The organism is Burkholderia sp. IMCC1007 (genome assembly GCF_027257875.1).
GTDB lineage: Bacteria > Pseudomonadota > Gammaproteobacteria > Burkholderiales > Burkholderiaceae > Burkholderia.
In genome coordinates this window covers 27292-43035 of the sequence record NZ_JAPVQY010000021.1, presented here as the reverse complement: position 1 = coordinate 43035, position 15744 = coordinate 27292, and the positions used below count along the sequence as shown (strand labels likewise).

Genomic DNA, 15744 nt, shown 5'->3' with positions numbered 1-15744 from the left:
TGCGAAGGTAACAATTACCTTCAATTTGTAACGTTTCGACCCCTGGCGAAGCATCTGTTCGACAATAACGCCGCGCATACGCGCGCGAGCGGCCGCCCGGCGATTTGTCAAAGCTTTGCAGTTTTCGTATGACGATTGCGAAACAATGACGCGGCAACGGGACGCGCACGCGTCGCCGCTCACCCAGACAGGACTTGCACTCAGGGATGAACACTCGCTTCGAATCGCCGCGCCGGGCCATGCCGGTGCGCATCGTGCTGGCCGCGATCGCCACGGCCTCACTGCTGTCCGGCTGCAACTCGCTGTACAGCGAAGGCGCAACCGCCGGCGCCGGCATCGCGGGCGCCGCGATCGCATCCAAGGTCACCAGCAACGCCGCCGCCGCGACGGGCATCGGCCTGGGCGCCGTCGCCGGCGCCCGTGCGGGTGTCCAGTACACGCAGCGCGTCGCCCACCGCTATACGCAGGAACAGATCGCGAAGGCGGCCGGCCCGCTCGATGTCGGCGGCGTCGCGCCGTGGTCGACACACCATTCGTTCCCGATCGAGGAAGACGAACAGGGCCGCGTAACGGTGAGCCGGATGATCAGCGTCGGCCCGCTCGACTGCAAGGAAATCGTGTTCGCGGTCGACACGCCCGCCAAGGGCGACAAGGCCGCGCAATCGGCGTTCTACGTCGCCACGATCTGCCGCGACGGCCCGGTGTGGAAATGGGCATCGGCCGAACCTGCAACCGAACGCTGGGGCGCGCTGCAATGAGCGTCGCGCTCCGTATCGCGGCGCTCGGCGCGCTGTGCGCAGCCACGGCCGCGCTGTCGGGCTGCGGCTCGGTCGGCGCGGCAAGCGGCGCGCTCGCCGGTGCGGCGACGGGCCTCGTCACCGCGAACCCGGCCGTGGGCATCGGCGTCGGCATTGCCGTGCAGGCGGCCACCGACGAGGCCGTCAAGCGCACGATGAACCAGCTGCATCAGAACCAGCAGGACGCGATCGCGCAGGTGGCCGGCTCGCTGGCCGTCGGCGAAGTGAAGCCGTGGAAGGTGAAGAACAGGCTGCCGCTGGAGAACGGCGAAGGCGAGGTGCGCGTCGCGCGGGCGTATTCGACGGCGCTCGCGCTGTGCAAGGAATTCGCGTTCTCGGTGAAGGACGGCGACAAGGCCGACTGGTATTTCGCGAGTGCGTGCCAGCAAGGCACGAACTGGAAGTGGGCGTCGGCGGAACCGGCCGTCGACCGCTGGGGCAACCTGCAGTAACGCTGCAATGTGCGGCGCCCGACGACGCGCGCCGCACACGCGGATGCCGGGCCGCGCGGCCCGGCCGGTGGCTCAGGACTCGACGTCCTCGAGACTGAAGATCTCGGTCTGGTCGTTGTACGAAAAGATCTCGCCGTAACGGCCCCAGTCGATCACCGCGTCGAGCGTTTCCTCGGCCGCGCCGTCCGACAGGAAATCCTCCAGCTCCTGCTCGAAGCGCACGCGCGGCGCACGATGGCCCGGGCGCTCGTTCAGCACCTTCTTGATCCGCGCGGCGAGCGGCACGTGCTTGAGCAGATGATCCGCGAACATCAGCTTGCGCTCCTGCGTGCCGAATTCGGCGAACACACGCCCCGGCGGCGTCAGGAACACGTCGCCTTCGCGCACATCCGCGAAACCGAGGTACTGCAGCACTTCCGCGATCGGGAACAGGTCGTCCACTTCCAGATGCAGCGTGCGCGCGATTTCCGGCATGTCCGCACGGCCGTGGTACGGCGCCATCGCGAGCGTCTCGATCAGGCCGGCCATCAGGTTGGTCGACACCTGCGGCAGCCAGCTGCCGAGTTCGAGCCCCTTCTTCGTCGCCTCGCCGGTCTGGCGTGCGGTCATCTTCGCGTAGATGTCGTCGACCAGCTTGCGGAACGCCGGGTCGAGACGGTTGCGCGGATGCTTGAACGGCACCTTGATCTCGGCGATCACGCGGCCCGGGTTCGACGACAGCACGAGAATGCGGTCGCACATGAACACCGCTTCCTCGATGTTGTGCGTGACGATCAGCACCGACTTGATCGGCATCCGGCCTTGGGTCCACAGATCGAGCAGATCGGTACGCAGCGTTTCGGCGGTCAGCACGTCGAGCGCGGAGAACGGCTCGTCCATCAGCAGGATCGTCGGATCGACGACGAGCGCGCGCGCGAAGCCCACGCGCTGGCGCATCCCGCCCGACAGCTCGCGCGGATACGCGTTCTCGAAACCGTCGAGACCGATCAGGTCGATCGCGGCGAGCGCGCGTTCGCGCCGCTCGCGCGCGCCGACGCCGAGCGCTTCCAGCCCGGCTTCCACGTTCTGCAGCACGGTCAGCCACGGGAACAGCGCGAAGGTCTGGAACACCATCGCGACGCCTTCGGCCGGGCCGCGCAGCGGCTTGCCGAGATAGGTCACGTCACCGCCGGTCGGCTCGATCAGGCCGGCGATGATCCGCAGCAGCGTGGATTTGCCGGACCCGGAACGGCCGAGCAGCCCGACGATCTCGCCTTCGCGCAGCGACAGGTTCGCATCGTCGAGCACGAGCAGCTCGCCTTGCGTCTTGTTGAAGCCGCGACAGACGTGATCGACGCGCAGGATTTCTTCGCCGAGGCGCGGGGGCTGGGACGTCTGGATGGGGGCGTTTACAGCATTCGGATTGTGCATCGCGTTTCGCTCTCGATCGGTCTCAGTCGAGCCGCAGCTTCGCTTCGGCGAAGGCATACAGCGGGCGCCACAGCAGGCGGTTGAACAGGGTAACGAACAGGGACATCACGGCGATGCCCAGGATGATCTTCGGAAAGTCGCCGGCGGCGGTGGTCTGCGCGATGTACGCGCCGAGGCCGTGCGCCTCGATCTTGGTCGTGCCCCATTGCACCGCTTCCGACACGATACTCGCGTTCCACGCGCCGCCCGACGCGGTGATCGCGCCGGTTACGTAGTACGGGAAGATGCCGGGCAGGATCGCCTGGCGCCACCACTGCCAGCCGCGGATCCGGAAATTCGTCGCCGCTTCGCGATAGTCGTTCGGGTAGGACGTCGCGCCGGCGATCACGTTGAACAGGATATACCACTGCGTGCCGAGCACGATCAGCGGCGACAGCCAGATGTCCGGGTTCAGGCGGAAGCGCGCGATCACGATCACGAACACCGGGAACAGCAGGTTGGCCGGGAACGCGGCGAGGAACTGCGCGAGCGGCTGCAGCTTTTCGGCGAGCTTCGGACGCAGCCCGACCCACACGCCGATCGGCACCCAGATCACGGAAGCGATCGAGATCAGCACGACCACGCGCAGCAGCGTGATGAGCCCGAGCACGAGCACGTGGCCAACGTCGGCCATCGTCACGCCGGTCGATACGAAGCTGACGACGCGCCACACGATATAGGCCGTGCCGATCAGCACGAGGATCGCCCACGCGATGTCGACGGTGCGCGACGCCTTCTTCTCGACTTTCGGCAGCGTGAAGCGCATCGCCCCCGACAGCGGCAGGCGCAGCGGGATCCGCGCGGCTTTCGCGAAGAACCAGCCGGCCGGCACGAGCAGCTGATGAATCAGGCGCGTGCGGCGCACGAGGTCGAGCAGCCAGGATTGCGGCGCATCGCCCGACGCGGTGTTCTCCATCCGGAACTTGTCGGCCCACGCGATCAGCGGGCGGAACAGCAGTTGGTCGTACGCGAGGATCACGACGGTCATCGTGAGAATCACCCAGGCGATCGCGCCGAGGTTCTTGTCCGCGATCGCCTGTGCGAGATACGCGCCGATGCCCGGCAGCGTGATGGTCTGGTTGCCGACGGTGATGGCCTCCGATGCGACGACGAAGAACCACCCGCCCGACATCGACATCATCATGTTCCAGATCAGGCCCGGCATCGAGAACGGCACCTCGAGCTTCCAGAAGCGCTGCCACGACGTCAGGTGGAAGCCGCGCGACACTTCGTCCAGGTCGCGCGGCACCGTGCGCAGCGACTGGTAGAAGCTGAATGTCATGTTCCACGCCTGGCTCGTGAAGATCGCGAAGATCGCCGCGAGCTCGGCGCCGAGCACGCGGCTCGGGAACAGCGCGAGGAAGAACGTGACCGTAAACGAGATGAAGCCGAGCACCGGCACCGACTGCAGGATGTCGAGGATCGGGATCAGCACCATGCCCGCGCGCCGGCTTTTCGCGGCGAGCGTGCCGTAGACGAGCGTAAACGCGAGCGACGCGATCATCGCGGCGAGCATCCGCAGCGTGGTGCGCAGCGCGTATTCGGGCAGGTTCGACGGATCGAGCGAGATCTTCTGCGTCTGCAGCACGCCGATCGGCGCCATCGTTTCATGGAAACCGACGACCGCCATCGCGATCAGGCAGATGATCAGCGGAAACGCGATGAAATCCCACCGGTTCGGCAGCACACGCCACGCGGACGCGTTGGCAGTCCGGTTCGGATTGAAGAATCCGACGTCCATCAGGCGCCCTCCCCGGTAAGGCCGAACGAAGCCGGCAGACGATGTTGATTCATGGCAAAGCGCTCGGGCGCGGTAATTCGACGCGGTAATTCGATGGATTCACGATTTCACGCCGGCGCGACGCGCCGCGCGTGCAAGCTGCGCCCCGGTGCCCCGAGTCGGGCCGCGACGGCACGACACTACACCAACCTGTATTTCAGGTACAACCGTCCGGGGACGGTGCGACGCGCGGGCGCCGCACGGTGCGTGCCCGGCGCGCGGGCCGACGGCGGGCGCACGGTGCGGAGCAACCCGGCCGCAGTCGGTCGGCCGGCATGCAGGCCCCGAATTATGCCGTGATCCGGGCCGGCCGTGAACCCGCCCGCCGCACTCGGACGCAAACCATGCCGGAGGTCTGCGGACGAACGCGTTGAAGCGGGTATGATCGGGGCTAGCCCTTAGAGTCTGCCGACAGACAGCCCCTAGGGATCGTTCGACCAGCGGGAGGAAGGGAATGGCAGGAAATTTGGTGATCGTCTGCCGCGATCAGGATGCCGACGCGTTCTACGAGCTGATGCAGGAATACGGGTCGTTCCAGACGCGGTTGTCGTCGACGGCGTGGTACCTGAACATGAACGTCGTGCCGGAATCGTTGCAGGAGGAAATCCTGGAGCGCCTCGGCCGCTATACGACCGTCTATATCTTCGAGGCCACGAGCGTGACCTACAACACCATCGACAGCAACGCCGCCGAGACGCTCGGCACGCTGTTCGGCGAATGATGCCGCGCGGCGCCTGCCCGGCAGGCGCCGCATGCGCCGCTTACGCGGCCTGTGCGTGAAGTTCGTCCTTCGGCACCACGTCGAACGGGAACGTCATCGCCACGCGCAGGCCGCCCTCGGGACGGTTGCCGATCTCGCACACCCCGCCCAGCCTGACGACCAGCCGCTCGACGATCGCGAGCCCGAGCCCGCTGTGGCCGTTCCCGCCGCGCGCGGGGTCGAGCCGCACGAACGGCCGCGTCGCGGCCGCGAGGTCGCGCGGCGCGATCCCGCCGCCGCTGTCGCTGACCGACAGCACATAGCCGGCCGACGTGCGCACCGTCTCGACGACCACGGGCGGCGCACCATACGCATGTGCGTTGTCGAGGAGGTTCGACAGGATCCGGTCGAGCGTCGCGGTCGGCAGACGGAAGCCGTCATCGGCCGCGAGATGCGTCTGGACCGTCGGTGCGTTCGGCGCGACCGCCCGATAGCTGCGCGCGATCCGCTCGCAGGTCTGGTCGACCGGCACGGGGTCGCTTCGATCGGCCCCGCCGTGCGCGAACACCAGGAACTGATCGACGATGTGCGACATCGAGTCGACATCGCGCACGACACCGTCGCGCAACCGCGCGTCGTCCATCATTTCCGCCCGCAGGCGCATCCGCGCGAGCGGTGTGCGCAGGTCGTGCGCGACGCCCGCCAGCATGACCGCGCGGTCGCTCTCGGCCTGTGACACCTGCTCGACCATCTGGTTGAAGCCGTGCGTGAGCTGGCGCAGCTCGCGCGGCCCGCGTTCGCGCAGCGGCGGCACCGGCTGGCCGCGGCCGAAGCGCGCAACGGCACGCGCGAGCGAGCGCAGCGGCTGCTGGAGCTGCCACGCCGCGAATAGCGCGGCGATCACGCCGGCCGAGAAAATCGTGCCGAGCCACAACAGCATCCGGTCGAGCGAGCGCGGCGGGCGCAACGGCTGCACCGGCACCACGATCCAGTTGCGATCGGTCGGCTCCTTGACCCACAGCACCGGCGGATGGCCCGGCTGACCGATCTCGACGCGGGTGCCCGCGGGCATCCGCTCGCTTACGTCGTCACGGAAACGCTTGAGCGGCGCCGGCAGGTTCGCGTCGCCGCCCGTCGGCACGTCGGGGCTGTCCGGCGATACGAGCCGCACGCGCGACGGCAGCGGCTGATCGGGCGTGCGCTCGACGTGCTGGCGCACCGCGTCGACGAGGAACGCGGCCTCTTCGACCGCATAGCGCGTCTGCATCTGGCTGCGCTCGAGCCGCATCGCGAAAAACCACGCGAAGTGCGACAGGAGCAGCACGCCGACGACCAGCAGCGCCAGCCGCCCGAACAGCGAATCAATGGGTTTGCGCATGGGCCTCGCCGTCGGGCACGAACACGTAGCCGCGCCCGCGCACCGTCTGGATGAAGCGCGGCGTCGACGGATCCGTTTCCAGGATACGGCGCAGACGCCACACCTGGACGTCGATGCCGCGGTCGGTGCCGTCGTACTCGGGCCCGTGCAGCAGCTCGAGCAGCCGCTCGCGGGTGAGCGTGCGCAGCGCGTGGTTCACGAAGATCTTCAGCAGCGCGAATTCGCTGCTCGACAGCGTGGCGGGCTTACCGTCGACCGACAGCGTGCGCGCCTGGAAGTCGAGCACGAAGCGGCCGAACGCGAACGGCTCGCGCTGCTCGGGCGCGGCCGCCGACGGCGTCGCGCGGCGGCGGCGCAGCACGGCCTGCACGCGCGCGAGCAATTCGCGCGGGTTGAACGGCTTGCCGAGGTAGTCGTCCGCGCCGAGCTCGAGCCCGACGATGCGGTCGACGTCGTCCGCACGGGCGGTGAGCATGATCACGGGGATGTCGTCGCCGGCCGCGCGCAACTGGCGCAGCGCGGTCAGGCCGTCCACGCCCGGCATCATCAGGTCCAGCACGATCAGGTCGGGCCGCTCGCGCTCGAGGCGCTTCTCGAGCGTCGCCGCGTCGTGCAGCACGGACACTTCCATCCCCTGGCGCACGAGATAATCGCGCAGCAGGTCTCGGAGTTCTTGGTCGTCGTCGACGATGAGGATCTGGGTAGTCATGGCTCGAAGTTTACCGCGCGAGGGGGGAGTCGAAGAACGAAACAAACGGGCGAAAGGGTTACTGCGGGTTACCGCGCAAGGGAACTGTAATGCGCCGTAACCCGCCAGGCTTCCCGCGTAACACCGGCCGGGACGCGCGCCGCTAACCTGCGTCTTACCGGATGCGGCACACGGCCCCCCGCGCACCGCATCGCCGGACCCTTTGGAACAAGGAGTTTCTGAAATGTATAAGAAGACATCCCGTGTGGCCATTGCGGCTGCCACCGTGCTCGCTCTCGCATTCGGCACCGCGCATGCGGCGCAGCCCAACGACATGCCGCCGCCGGGCGGCCCCGGCATGCACCAGATGCACGGCGGGCACGAAGGCGGCCCGTTCGGCGTGATCATGAAGCTGCACGATCAGCTGAAGCTGAACGCGTCGCAGGAACAGCAATGGCAGACGGCCGTCAACACGATGAAGCAGAACCACGAGGCGATGCGGAAGAGCCACGAGCAGATGCGTGAGCAGTTCAAGGCTCAGCAGAACCAGCCGATCCTCGACCTGAACGCGATGCACGCGGCCCGCCAGCAGGCCGAGCAGCAGAATGCGCAGCTGCGCGAACAGAGCTCGGCCGCCTGGCTCGCGTTCTACAACGGGCTGAACGACCAGCAGAAGACCACCGTCAGCACCGCGCTGAAGCAGCAGTTCGCGCGGATGGAGCAGCGCCACGAAAAGATGAAGGAGCGCTGGGAGCAGCACCGCGCGGCCAAGGCCACATCGGCGCCCGCGCAGTAAGCCGGCAGGCTGCCCTCCCGGGCGGTCCCGACGGGGACGCGGGCATCCGGCCGCGTCCCCGGTTTCATTTCAGGCGACGTCGAACAGCAGCACCTCGGCCGCCCGGCCGCGCGCGAACGCGACCGCGTCCACCGCGGCGATCCGCGCGCCGTCGCCCGCGCCCAGCGCATGACCGTTGACTTCCACGTCGCCGCGCGCCACGTGCACATAGATACGGCGCCCGGCACGCACATCGAACGCCGTCGCCTCGTCGCCGTCGATCAACCCGGCGAAGATCCGCGCGTCCGCGCGCATCGACAACGCGCCGTCGTCGCCGTCCGGCGACGCCACCAGCCGCAGCCGGCCGCGCTTGTCGTCGTCGGCGAAGCGCCGTTCCGCGTAGCCCGGCCGCCCGCCCCGCTCGGCCGGCTGCAGCCAGATCTGCAGCAGATGCAGTGTGCGGTCGTACGACGCGTTGGTCTCGCTGTGCACGAGCCCCGTGCCCGCGCTCATCCGCTGAATCCCGCCAGCCCGCACGATCGCGCCGTTGCCGAGGCTGTCGCGATGCGCGAGCGCGCCGTCCAGCACATAGGTGAGGATTTCGAGGTCGCGGCGCGGCTGCATGCCGAAGCCGCGGGTCGGCGCGATCCGGTCCTCGCTCAGCACGCGCAGCGCACCGAACGGCGGATGCGTCGCGCCGGCATCGCCCGCGAGCGGAAAGCTGTGGCTCGATTCGAGCCAGCCCTGGCGCGTGTGGCAACGGTCGGCGGCACGGCGGATCTGGAACATGGGGGTGGGCACTTCGGCAGGCAAAGGTTCGTTTTCGGGTTTACCTGCACTGTAGAGGCGGCCCGGGCACGCCACAATCCGCTTTCCGCGCACCGCATCGTTGCGCTCACGAATTCAATCGATGCAATGCCCGTTGCAAATACCACGATTACCGCAACAGCCGAATCAAAGAATCGACGGGCCGGACGGATTGCCGTTTTCCGGGTATCGCGTTCGGGTAAAATACCGCCCTTTTGGCGTTCGCCCGTCCGGCGGGCGCCGTTGCCAGCGCGCCGAAACACGAATTTTGGCCGTCTAGAATACGCCGCGGCGCCCGGCCCGACCGGCCGCGAGCGCCCTCCCGGAAGTGAGCGACAAAAGGATGGAAATGAAGAAGGCCGCCCTGTGCGCCGCCCTCGCCCTCGTGGCGGGCAGCGCCTTCGCGAAAGAGTGGAAGACCGTGCGGATCGGCGTCGATGCGAGCTACGCGCCGTTCGAGTCGACCGCGCCGAGCGGCGAGATCGTCGGTTTCGACGTCGATCTCACCAAGGAAATCTGCAAGCGGATCAACGTGAAGTGCGTGTGGGTCGCGCAGGATCTCGACGGGATCATCCCCGCGCTGAAGGCGAAGAAGTACGACATCATCGTGTCGTCGCTGACCGTCACCGACAAGCGCCGCGAACAGATCGACTTCTCCGACAAGGTGTACGACGCACCGGCACGGATGATCGCGAAGACCGGCTCGCCGCTGCTGCCGACGGTCGCATCGCTCAAGGGCAAGCACGTCGGCGTCGAGCAGGGCTCGACGCAGGAATCCTACGCGAAAGCGTACTGGGAACCGCAGGGCGTGACCGTCATTCCTTACCAGAACCAGGATCAGGTCTATGCCGACCTCGGCTCGGGCCGCCTCGACGCGACGCTGCAGGATGAGTTGCAGGCCGACTACGGCTTCCTGCGCACGCCGCGCGGCAAGGGCTTCGCGTTCGCCGGGCCGGAAGTGAAGGACCCGAAGACGATCGGCGACGGCACCGCGATCGGCCTGCGCAAGGACGATACGGACCTGAAGCTGAAGATCAACAAGGCGCTGGCCGACATGCACAAGGACGGCACGTACGACCGGCTGTCGCACAAGTATTTCGCGTTCAGCGTCTACTCGGCCCGCTGAGCGCCGACACTGACGGACCACGGATGCGGGGGCGGCCCCGCGTCCGCGCAGTACAGGCAGTCAACCACGCGCCGCCCGCCCCCTCGCCCGCGCTTGCGCGACGGGCATGCCCGGCACCGTTGCCGGGGCGGACGGCATGATACGCACGGGGCGTTCCGCGCAGCTTGGCGGGCGCGTATTTCGCGGCGCACCGCGTGCGCCCTCAGGGACCACACCAGGGACCACACATGTTTCTACAAGGTTACGGCCCGCTGATCCTCGCAGGCACCTGGCAAACCGTCAAACTGGCGGTGCTTTCGCTCGCGCTTTCGTTCCTGCTGGGCCTGCTCGGCGCGGGCGCGAAGCTGTCGCGCAACCGCTTCACGCACGGCGCCGGCACGGTCTACACGACGCTGATCCGCGGCGTGCCCGACCTCGTGCTGATGCTGCTGCTGTTCTACAGCCTGCAGATCTGGCTGAACATGGCGACCGACGCACTCGGCTGGGATCAGATCGACATCGACCCGTTCCTCGCCGGCGTGCTCGTGCTCGGCTTCATCTACGGCGCGTACTTCACCGAGACCTTCCGCGGCGCATTCCTGTCGGTGCCGCGCGGCCAGCTCGAGGCCGGCAGCGCATACGGGATGACCAGCTGGCAGGTGTTCACGCGGATCATGTTCCCGCAGATGATGCGCTTCGCGCTGCCCGGCATCGGCAACAACTGGCAGGTGCTCGTGAAGTCGACCGCGCTCGTGTCGATCATCGGCCTGGCCGACGTCGTGAAGGCGTCGCAGGACGCCGGCAAGGGCACGCTGCGGTTCTTCTTCTTCACGCTGATCGCCGGTGCGGTCTATCTCGCCATCACCACGATCTCGAACTTCGTGCTGATGTGGCTCGAAAAGCGCTACTCGACCGGCGTCCGCAAGGCTGACCTATGATCGCACTCATCCAAGAATACTGGCGCAACTATCTGTACACCGACGGTTTCCGAATCACCGGTGTCGCGATCACGCTGTGGCTGCTGGTCGTATCGATCGGCCTCGGCTTCTGCCTGTCGGTGCCGCTCGCGGTGGCCCGCGTGTCGAAGAAGAAGTGGCTGTCGGGCGCGGTGTGGCTCTACACGTACGTGTTCCGCGGCACGCCGCTCTACGTGCAGCTGCTGCTCTGCTACACGGGCCTCTACAGCCTGCAGGCCGTGCGCGGCACGCCGATGCTCGATGCGTTCTTCCGCGACGGGATGCACTGCACGCTGCTCGCGTTCACGCTGAACACCTGCGCGTACACCACCGAGATCTTCGCGGGCGCGATCAAGGCGACGTCGTACGGCGAGATCGAAGCCGCGCGCGCGTACGGGATGTCCACCTTCACGATGTATCGTCGCGTGATCCTGCCGTCGGCGCTGCGCCGCGCGCTGCCGCTGTACAGCAACGAAGTGATCCTGATGCTGCACGCCACCACGGTAGCCTTCACTGCGACCGTGCCCGACATCCTGAAGATCGCGCGCGACGTGAACTCGGCGACCTACATGTCGTTCCATGCATTCGGCATCGCCGCCCTGCTCTATCTCGTGATCTCGTTCACGCTCGTGTGGCTGTTCCGCCAGGCCGAGCGTCGCTGGCTCGCGTATCTGCGCCCGCAAGGCAAGTAAGTTTTCGCAGGACTATTGATGAACTCCCAGACCCAGAAGCTTTTCGTCGACGATCTCCACAAGCGGTACGGCGACAACGAGGTGCTCAAAGGCGTGTCGCTGAAGGCGAACTCGGGCGACGTGATCAGCGTGATCGGCTCGTCCGGCTCCGGCAAGAGCACGATGCTGCGCTGTATCAACTTCCTCGAGCAGCCGAACGCGGGCCGCATCGTCGTCGACGGCGAGGAAGTGCGAACCACGAAGGACAAGACGGGCGCGCTGCGTGCCGCCGATTCGAAGCAGCTGCAGCGCGTGCGCACCAAGCTGTCGATGGTGTTCCAGCACTTCAATCTCTGGTCGCACATGAACGTGATCGAGAACGTGATGGAAGCGCCCGTGAACGTGCTCGGCATCCCGAAGAAGGAAGCCGAGGACCGCGCGCGGACGTATCTCGAGAAGGTCGGCCTCGCGCCGCGCGTCGAGAAGCAGTATCCGTCGCACCTGTCGGGCGGCCAGCAGCAGCGTGTGGCGATCGCGCGCGCGCTGGCGATGCATCCGGACGTGATGCTGTTCGACGAGCCGACCTCCGCGCTCGATCCGGAACTGGTCGGCGAAGTGCTGAAGGTGATGCAGAAGCTCGCCGAGGAAGGCCGCACGATGATCGTCGTCACGCACGAGATGGGCTTCGCGCGCAACGTGTCGAATCACGTGATGTTCCTGCACCAGGGGCGCGTCGAGGAAGAAGGCGTGCCGTCGGAGGTGTTCGCCAATCCGAAGAGCGAGCGCCTGCGCGGGTTCCTGTCGGGCAGCCTCAAGTAAACGCACGCATCGCGATACGCACAACGGGCGCCAGACGGCGCCCGTTCTAACGTTTACGCGGCGTCGACCGGCGTGCCGTCGGCGAACGCGCGCAGCGCATCGCCCGCGAGCCGGTAGCGCACCCATTCGTTCTGCGGCGCCGCGCCGACGCTTTCGTAGAAGCGGATCGCCGGCTCGTTCCAGTCGAGCACGCTCCATTCGAAACGCCCGCAGCCCGTATCCACCGCGATCCGCGCGAGCGCCTTCAGCAGCCGCAGCCCGGCGCCCGCGCCGCGAAAGCGCGGCGACACGTACAGATCCTCGAGATACAGCCCCTGGCGGCCGAGCCACGTCGAGTACGAGAAGAAATACACGGCGAAGCCGGCCGGCTCGCCGTCGACCTCGCAGATCAGCGCGCGCGCCGGCGAGCCTTCGCCGAACAGGCTGCGCTCGAGCGATGCGGGCGTCGCGATCACTTCATGCTCGGCCTTCTCGTAGATCGCCAGCTCGGTGATGAAACGCAGGATTTGCGGCACGTCGGCGACGGTGGCGGCACGAATATCGATTTGCACGGTGTGAGCCCTCCTTCGGCTCTGGCGGGAAACGGGCTGCAACGCCCGCGCAATCGCGCTGGCGCAGCGCAGATCGACATGCTACGTTCATGGCGCCACTGCAGGAAGTGCAGTTTCTTCATCACGACATGAAAGTCATGCATTCCGATCTGCGCCGCCTCGACCTGAACCTGCTGCTCGCGTTCGACGCGCTGTACCGCCACCGCTCGGTCGCCGCTGCCGCGCACGAGCTGGCGATGAGTCCGTCCGCGCTGAGCCATGCGCTCGCACGGCTGCGCGACGCGATCGGCGATGCGCTGTTCGTGCGGCTCGGCAACGAAATGCAGCCGACCGTGCGCGCGGACGACATCGCAACGTGGGCCGGCGACGCGCTCGACACGATGTCGAAGGGGCTCGCCCGCGCGCGCCGCTTCGATCCCGCGCAAAGCGACCGCACGTTCGTGTTCGCTGCGAGCGACTACACGGCATTCGCGGTGCTGCCGGCGTTCGTCGCGCGCATCGAGCGCGTCGCGCCGCGCCTGCGCATCCGGGTCGTCCACTCCGACCGCAAGATCTCCGTCGACGAACTCGCGGCCGGCCGTATCGATTTCGCGCTCGGCTATCACGAGGAATCGACGGCAGACGCGCCGGGCATCGAGGATTTCGACTGGTTCTCGGACGACTACGTGGTCATCGCGAGCGCCCGGCATCCGGACCTTCACCGGCGCCTGACGCTCGACCAGTACCTCGCGGCCCGCCACGTGGTCGTCACGCCGTGGAACGAGTCGCGCGGCGTCGTCGACTATGTGCTCGACCGGCTCGGCGTCGAGCGGCAGGTGGCCGTGCAGTTGCCGAGCGTGCTGGCCGCGCCGTTCGTGATCGCGGAATCGTCGCTGCTGATGACCATCCCGAACCGCGCCGCGCAGGTGCTGCGCCACGCGGCGCCGATCCGCATCTTCCCCGCGCCGTTCGAGATCCCCCGCTACACGGTGAAGGTCTATTCGCACGCGAAGCATGCGCGCACCGATGCGCACCGCTGGATTCGCGCACAGTTGCTCGACGCGCGCCCGGAACCCGGGTAATCGGTGCACGCTGTCCGGCACGCGACGTGGCGCGGCCAGCGGTGCGGTTCACGCGCAGCGCGGCGACGCCGGGCCGCCGCCCGGTTATTACGAAATACTTACCAATTTCGTCTTTCCAGCACCTACGCCGGCGCCCCGCCAACGTCAATAGTGGCAATCCTTGACCCATGGCGGCCAAAACCGTGTCTCCCTTGTCCGACAAGGGTTTTCCGGGGGTCGACGGACGCCGTGGCTCCGTCCGTCCCCTCTGTTGCATGGCAATTTGGCGACACGTGTTAGTCAAACAACGATTTCCATCGCCACAAAATTGTATTTTTGCTAAATTAGTAACCAAAGTAGCAAAACGAAGTTCGTGAAATGTAGTTTAGCTTCACGACACAACAAGGAGACCCCGCAAGCCGACCCGGCTGCGCGGGACCGTTCAACGGTTTTCCGTCCGCTTGCCCGCGTGCCGCGCTTACCGGCCCTGCACGAGGTCTCCCTGGTTATCCCGCTTTCCGCTTTTGCCCGGCGTTCGTCGCGCCGGGCATCTCGTGCAGTCTGGGTTGACTTTTTGACAGGGTATGGAGGAGATGATGAAGAAAGCTTTGGTCGCGGCCGCGCTGATGGCTGCTGGGGTGGTTACGGCGCACGCGCAGAGCAGCGTCACGCTGTACGGCCGTCTGGACGCAGGCATCGAGTACCTGAACGGTCTGCAAAACGGCCACCAAGTGCGCGCGGAAAGCGGCGACTGGGGCACGAGCCTGTGGGGCTTGAAGGGCAGCGAGGACATCGGCGCCGGCAACAAGGTCCTGTTCCACATCGAAGGCGCATTCAACACGATGAACGGCGGCCTGGGCACGAGCGGTACGATCTGGGATCGTTTCGCGACGGTCGGGATCTCGAACGATCTCTACGGTACGCTGCTGCTGGGTCGCGAACTCGCGATCGCCAACGGCGTGTGGGACTTCGACCCGTTCGGCCAGTCGGCCTGGTCGACGGCCTCGCTGGTGCGCGGCCGCAACTGGAACAAGACCAGCAACAACGTGTCGTACCAGTCGCCGTCGCTGTACGGCCTCGACTTCTACGGCCAGTTCTCGTTCTCGAACTCGACGAGCTTCAACGGCAACACCACGGCCGGCCAGCCGGGCCGTGCAATGGGCGGTCAGATCACCTATACGAATTCGCTGTTCCAGTTGCGCGGCATCTACGACGAAACGCGCGACAGCAACGGCCGCTTCTCGGACGTGTTCAACTACTCGCGTGAATACTTCGCGGGCGTGAACGTGTTCCTCGGCCAGTTCAAGGTGCAGGCGGCCTACCAGGCATCGCACGCGGACGGCAGCGGCGGCCCGGCAGTGAACGCCGGCGTGACGGGTACGCAACAGGTGTGGGGCGGCGTGACGTGGCAGGCGACGCCGGCAGCGGCGCTGATCGCAGCCGTGTATCACGTGAACGCGAACCACGGCGGCGGCAACGCGAACATCTACACGGTTGGCGGCTCGTACAACATCTCGAAGCGCACGCTGTTCGACCTGCAGGTCGCGACCGTGCGCAACAGCAAGAACGCGAACTTCGGCCTGAACGCGAACGGCGCCGGCACGGCCGTGTCGACGGGCAACCCGAATCCGGGCGGCAGCCAGACCGGCGTCTACGCCGGCATCCAGCACCTGTTCTGATCAGGCGCCGTCAAAGAACGATTGGACAACACTTTCCACGCTGCTGCGAGAGGCGCGTATCGGTGCGGTACCCAACCGGGTATCCGCACCGTTTTTT

16 protein-coding genes are annotated in these 15744 nt (G+C 66.8%); 10 read left to right on the top strand and 6 right to left on the bottom strand.

What is annotated here, in order from left to right:
- Positions 1 to 206: 206 nt before the first annotated feature.
- Positions 207 to 758: a hypothetical protein gene (locus O1Q03_RS19265; protein ID WP_269505442.1), complete on the top strand. Its 552-nt coding sequence runs from the start codon at positions 207 to 209 to the stop codon at positions 756 to 758.
- Complete coding sequence (locus O1Q03_RS19260) at positions 755 to 1249, top strand: hypothetical protein (protein ID WP_269505441.1); 495 nt, start codon at positions 755 to 757, stop codon at positions 1247 to 1249. Before O1Q03_RS19265 ends, O1Q03_RS19260 begins: the two co-directional genes overlap by 4 nt.
- 72 nt (positions 1250 to 1321) lie before the next feature.
- Here O1Q03_RS19260 and O1Q03_RS19255 read toward each other — a convergent pair whose 3' ends face one another.
- Together O1Q03_RS19255 and O1Q03_RS19250 are read right to left on the bottom strand one after the other, a co-directional pair.
- Complete coding sequence (locus O1Q03_RS19255; protein ID WP_269505440.1) at positions 1322 to 2659, bottom strand: ABC transporter ATP-binding protein; 1338 nt, start codon at positions 2657 to 2659, stop codon at positions 1322 to 1324.
- Positions 2660 to 2681: 22 nt separating this feature from the next.
- Positions 2682 to 4439 (bottom strand): ABC transporter permease, encoded by a 1758-nt coding sequence (locus O1Q03_RS19250; RefSeq protein WP_269505439.1) that lies wholly within the window; start codon positions 4437 to 4439, stop codon positions 2682 to 2684.
- A 493-nt stretch (positions 4440 to 4932) separates the two neighbouring features.
- Here O1Q03_RS19250 and O1Q03_RS19245 point away from each other — a divergent pair, with 493 nt between their 5' ends.
- A complete protein-coding gene (locus O1Q03_RS19245) occupies positions 4933 to 5199 on the top strand; it encodes a double-stranded DNA-specific endonuclease (protein ID WP_027786765.1) in 267 nt (88 codons plus the stop codon).
- Positions 5200 to 5239: 40 nt separating this feature from the next.
- Here O1Q03_RS19245 and O1Q03_RS19240 read toward each other — a convergent pair whose 3' ends face one another.
- Complete coding sequence (locus tag O1Q03_RS19240; protein WP_269505438.1) at positions 5240 to 6556, bottom strand: ATP-binding protein; 1317 nt, start codon at positions 6554 to 6556, stop codon at positions 5240 to 5242.
- On the bottom strand, positions 6540 to 7265 hold the full coding sequence (locus O1Q03_RS19235) for a response regulator (protein WP_009693256.1): 726 nt from the start codon (positions 7263 to 7265) through the stop codon (positions 6540 to 6542). The genes O1Q03_RS19240 and O1Q03_RS19235 overlap by 17 nt, the downstream gene beginning before the upstream one ends.
- 223 nt (positions 7266 to 7488) lie before the next feature.
- On the opposite strand from O1Q03_RS19235, the gene O1Q03_RS19230 reads away from it, so the two are divergent.
- A complete protein-coding gene (locus tag O1Q03_RS19230) occupies positions 7489 to 8040 on the top strand; it encodes a periplasmic heavy metal sensor (RefSeq protein WP_269505437.1) in 552 nt (183 codons plus the stop codon).
- Between the two features lie 69 nt (positions 8041 to 8109).
- On the opposite strand, the gene O1Q03_RS19225 is transcribed toward O1Q03_RS19230, so the two are convergent.
- Positions 8110 to 8808 (bottom strand): pirin family protein, encoded by a 699-nt coding sequence (locus tag O1Q03_RS19225; RefSeq protein WP_269505436.1) that lies wholly within the window; start codon positions 8806 to 8808, stop codon positions 8110 to 8112.
- A gap of 367 nt (positions 8809 to 9175) precedes the next feature.
- On the opposite strand from O1Q03_RS19225, the gene O1Q03_RS19220 reads away from it, so the two are divergent.
- The 4 genes from O1Q03_RS19220 (at position 9176) to O1Q03_RS19205 (ending at position 12377) form a co-directional block, all read left to right on the top strand.
- The gene (locus O1Q03_RS19220; RefSeq protein WP_269505435.1) at positions 9176 to 9952 is read left to right on the top strand and encodes an ABC transporter substrate-binding protein; all 777 of its coding nucleotides are present in this window, start codon (positions 9176 to 9178) and stop codon (positions 9950 to 9952) included.
- A gap of 227 nt (positions 9953 to 10179) precedes the next feature.
- Positions 10180 to 10869: an ABC transporter permease gene (locus O1Q03_RS19215; protein WP_269505434.1), complete on the top strand. Its 690-nt coding sequence runs from the start codon at positions 10180 to 10182 to the stop codon at positions 10867 to 10869.
- Positions 10866 to 11579: an ABC transporter permease gene (locus O1Q03_RS19210; RefSeq protein WP_269505432.1), complete on the top strand. Its 714-nt coding sequence runs from the start codon at positions 10866 to 10868 to the stop codon at positions 11577 to 11579. The genes O1Q03_RS19215 and O1Q03_RS19210 overlap by 4 nt, the downstream gene beginning before the upstream one ends.
- Before the next feature lie 18 nt (positions 11580 to 11597).
- Positions 11598 to 12377, top strand: coding sequence for an ABC transporter ATP-binding protein (locus O1Q03_RS19205; protein ID WP_269505430.1), 780 nt, complete (start codon positions 11598 to 11600; stop codon positions 12375 to 12377).
- 53 nt (positions 12378 to 12430) lie between these two features.
- On the opposite strand, the gene O1Q03_RS19200 is transcribed toward O1Q03_RS19205, so the two are convergent.
- Positions 12431 to 12928, bottom strand: coding sequence for a GNAT family N-acetyltransferase (locus O1Q03_RS19200; RefSeq protein ID WP_269505428.1), 498 nt, complete (start codon positions 12926 to 12928; stop codon positions 12431 to 12433).
- An 89-nt stretch (positions 12929 to 13017) separates the two neighbouring features.
- Here O1Q03_RS19200 and O1Q03_RS19195 point away from each other — a divergent pair, with 89 nt between their 5' ends.
- Both O1Q03_RS19195 and O1Q03_RS19190 read left to right on the top strand, forming a co-directional pair.
- Entirely contained in the window at positions 13018 to 13989 is a 972-nt protein-coding gene (locus O1Q03_RS19195) for a LysR family transcriptional regulator (RefSeq protein ID WP_269505426.1), read from the top strand.
- 572 nt (positions 13990 to 14561) lie between these two features.
- Positions 14562 to 15647, top strand: a complete 1086-nt coding sequence (locus O1Q03_RS19190) for a porin (protein WP_269505425.1) — start codon at positions 14562 to 14564, stop codon at positions 15645 to 15647.
- Positions 15648 to 15744: the final 97 nt, after the last annotated feature.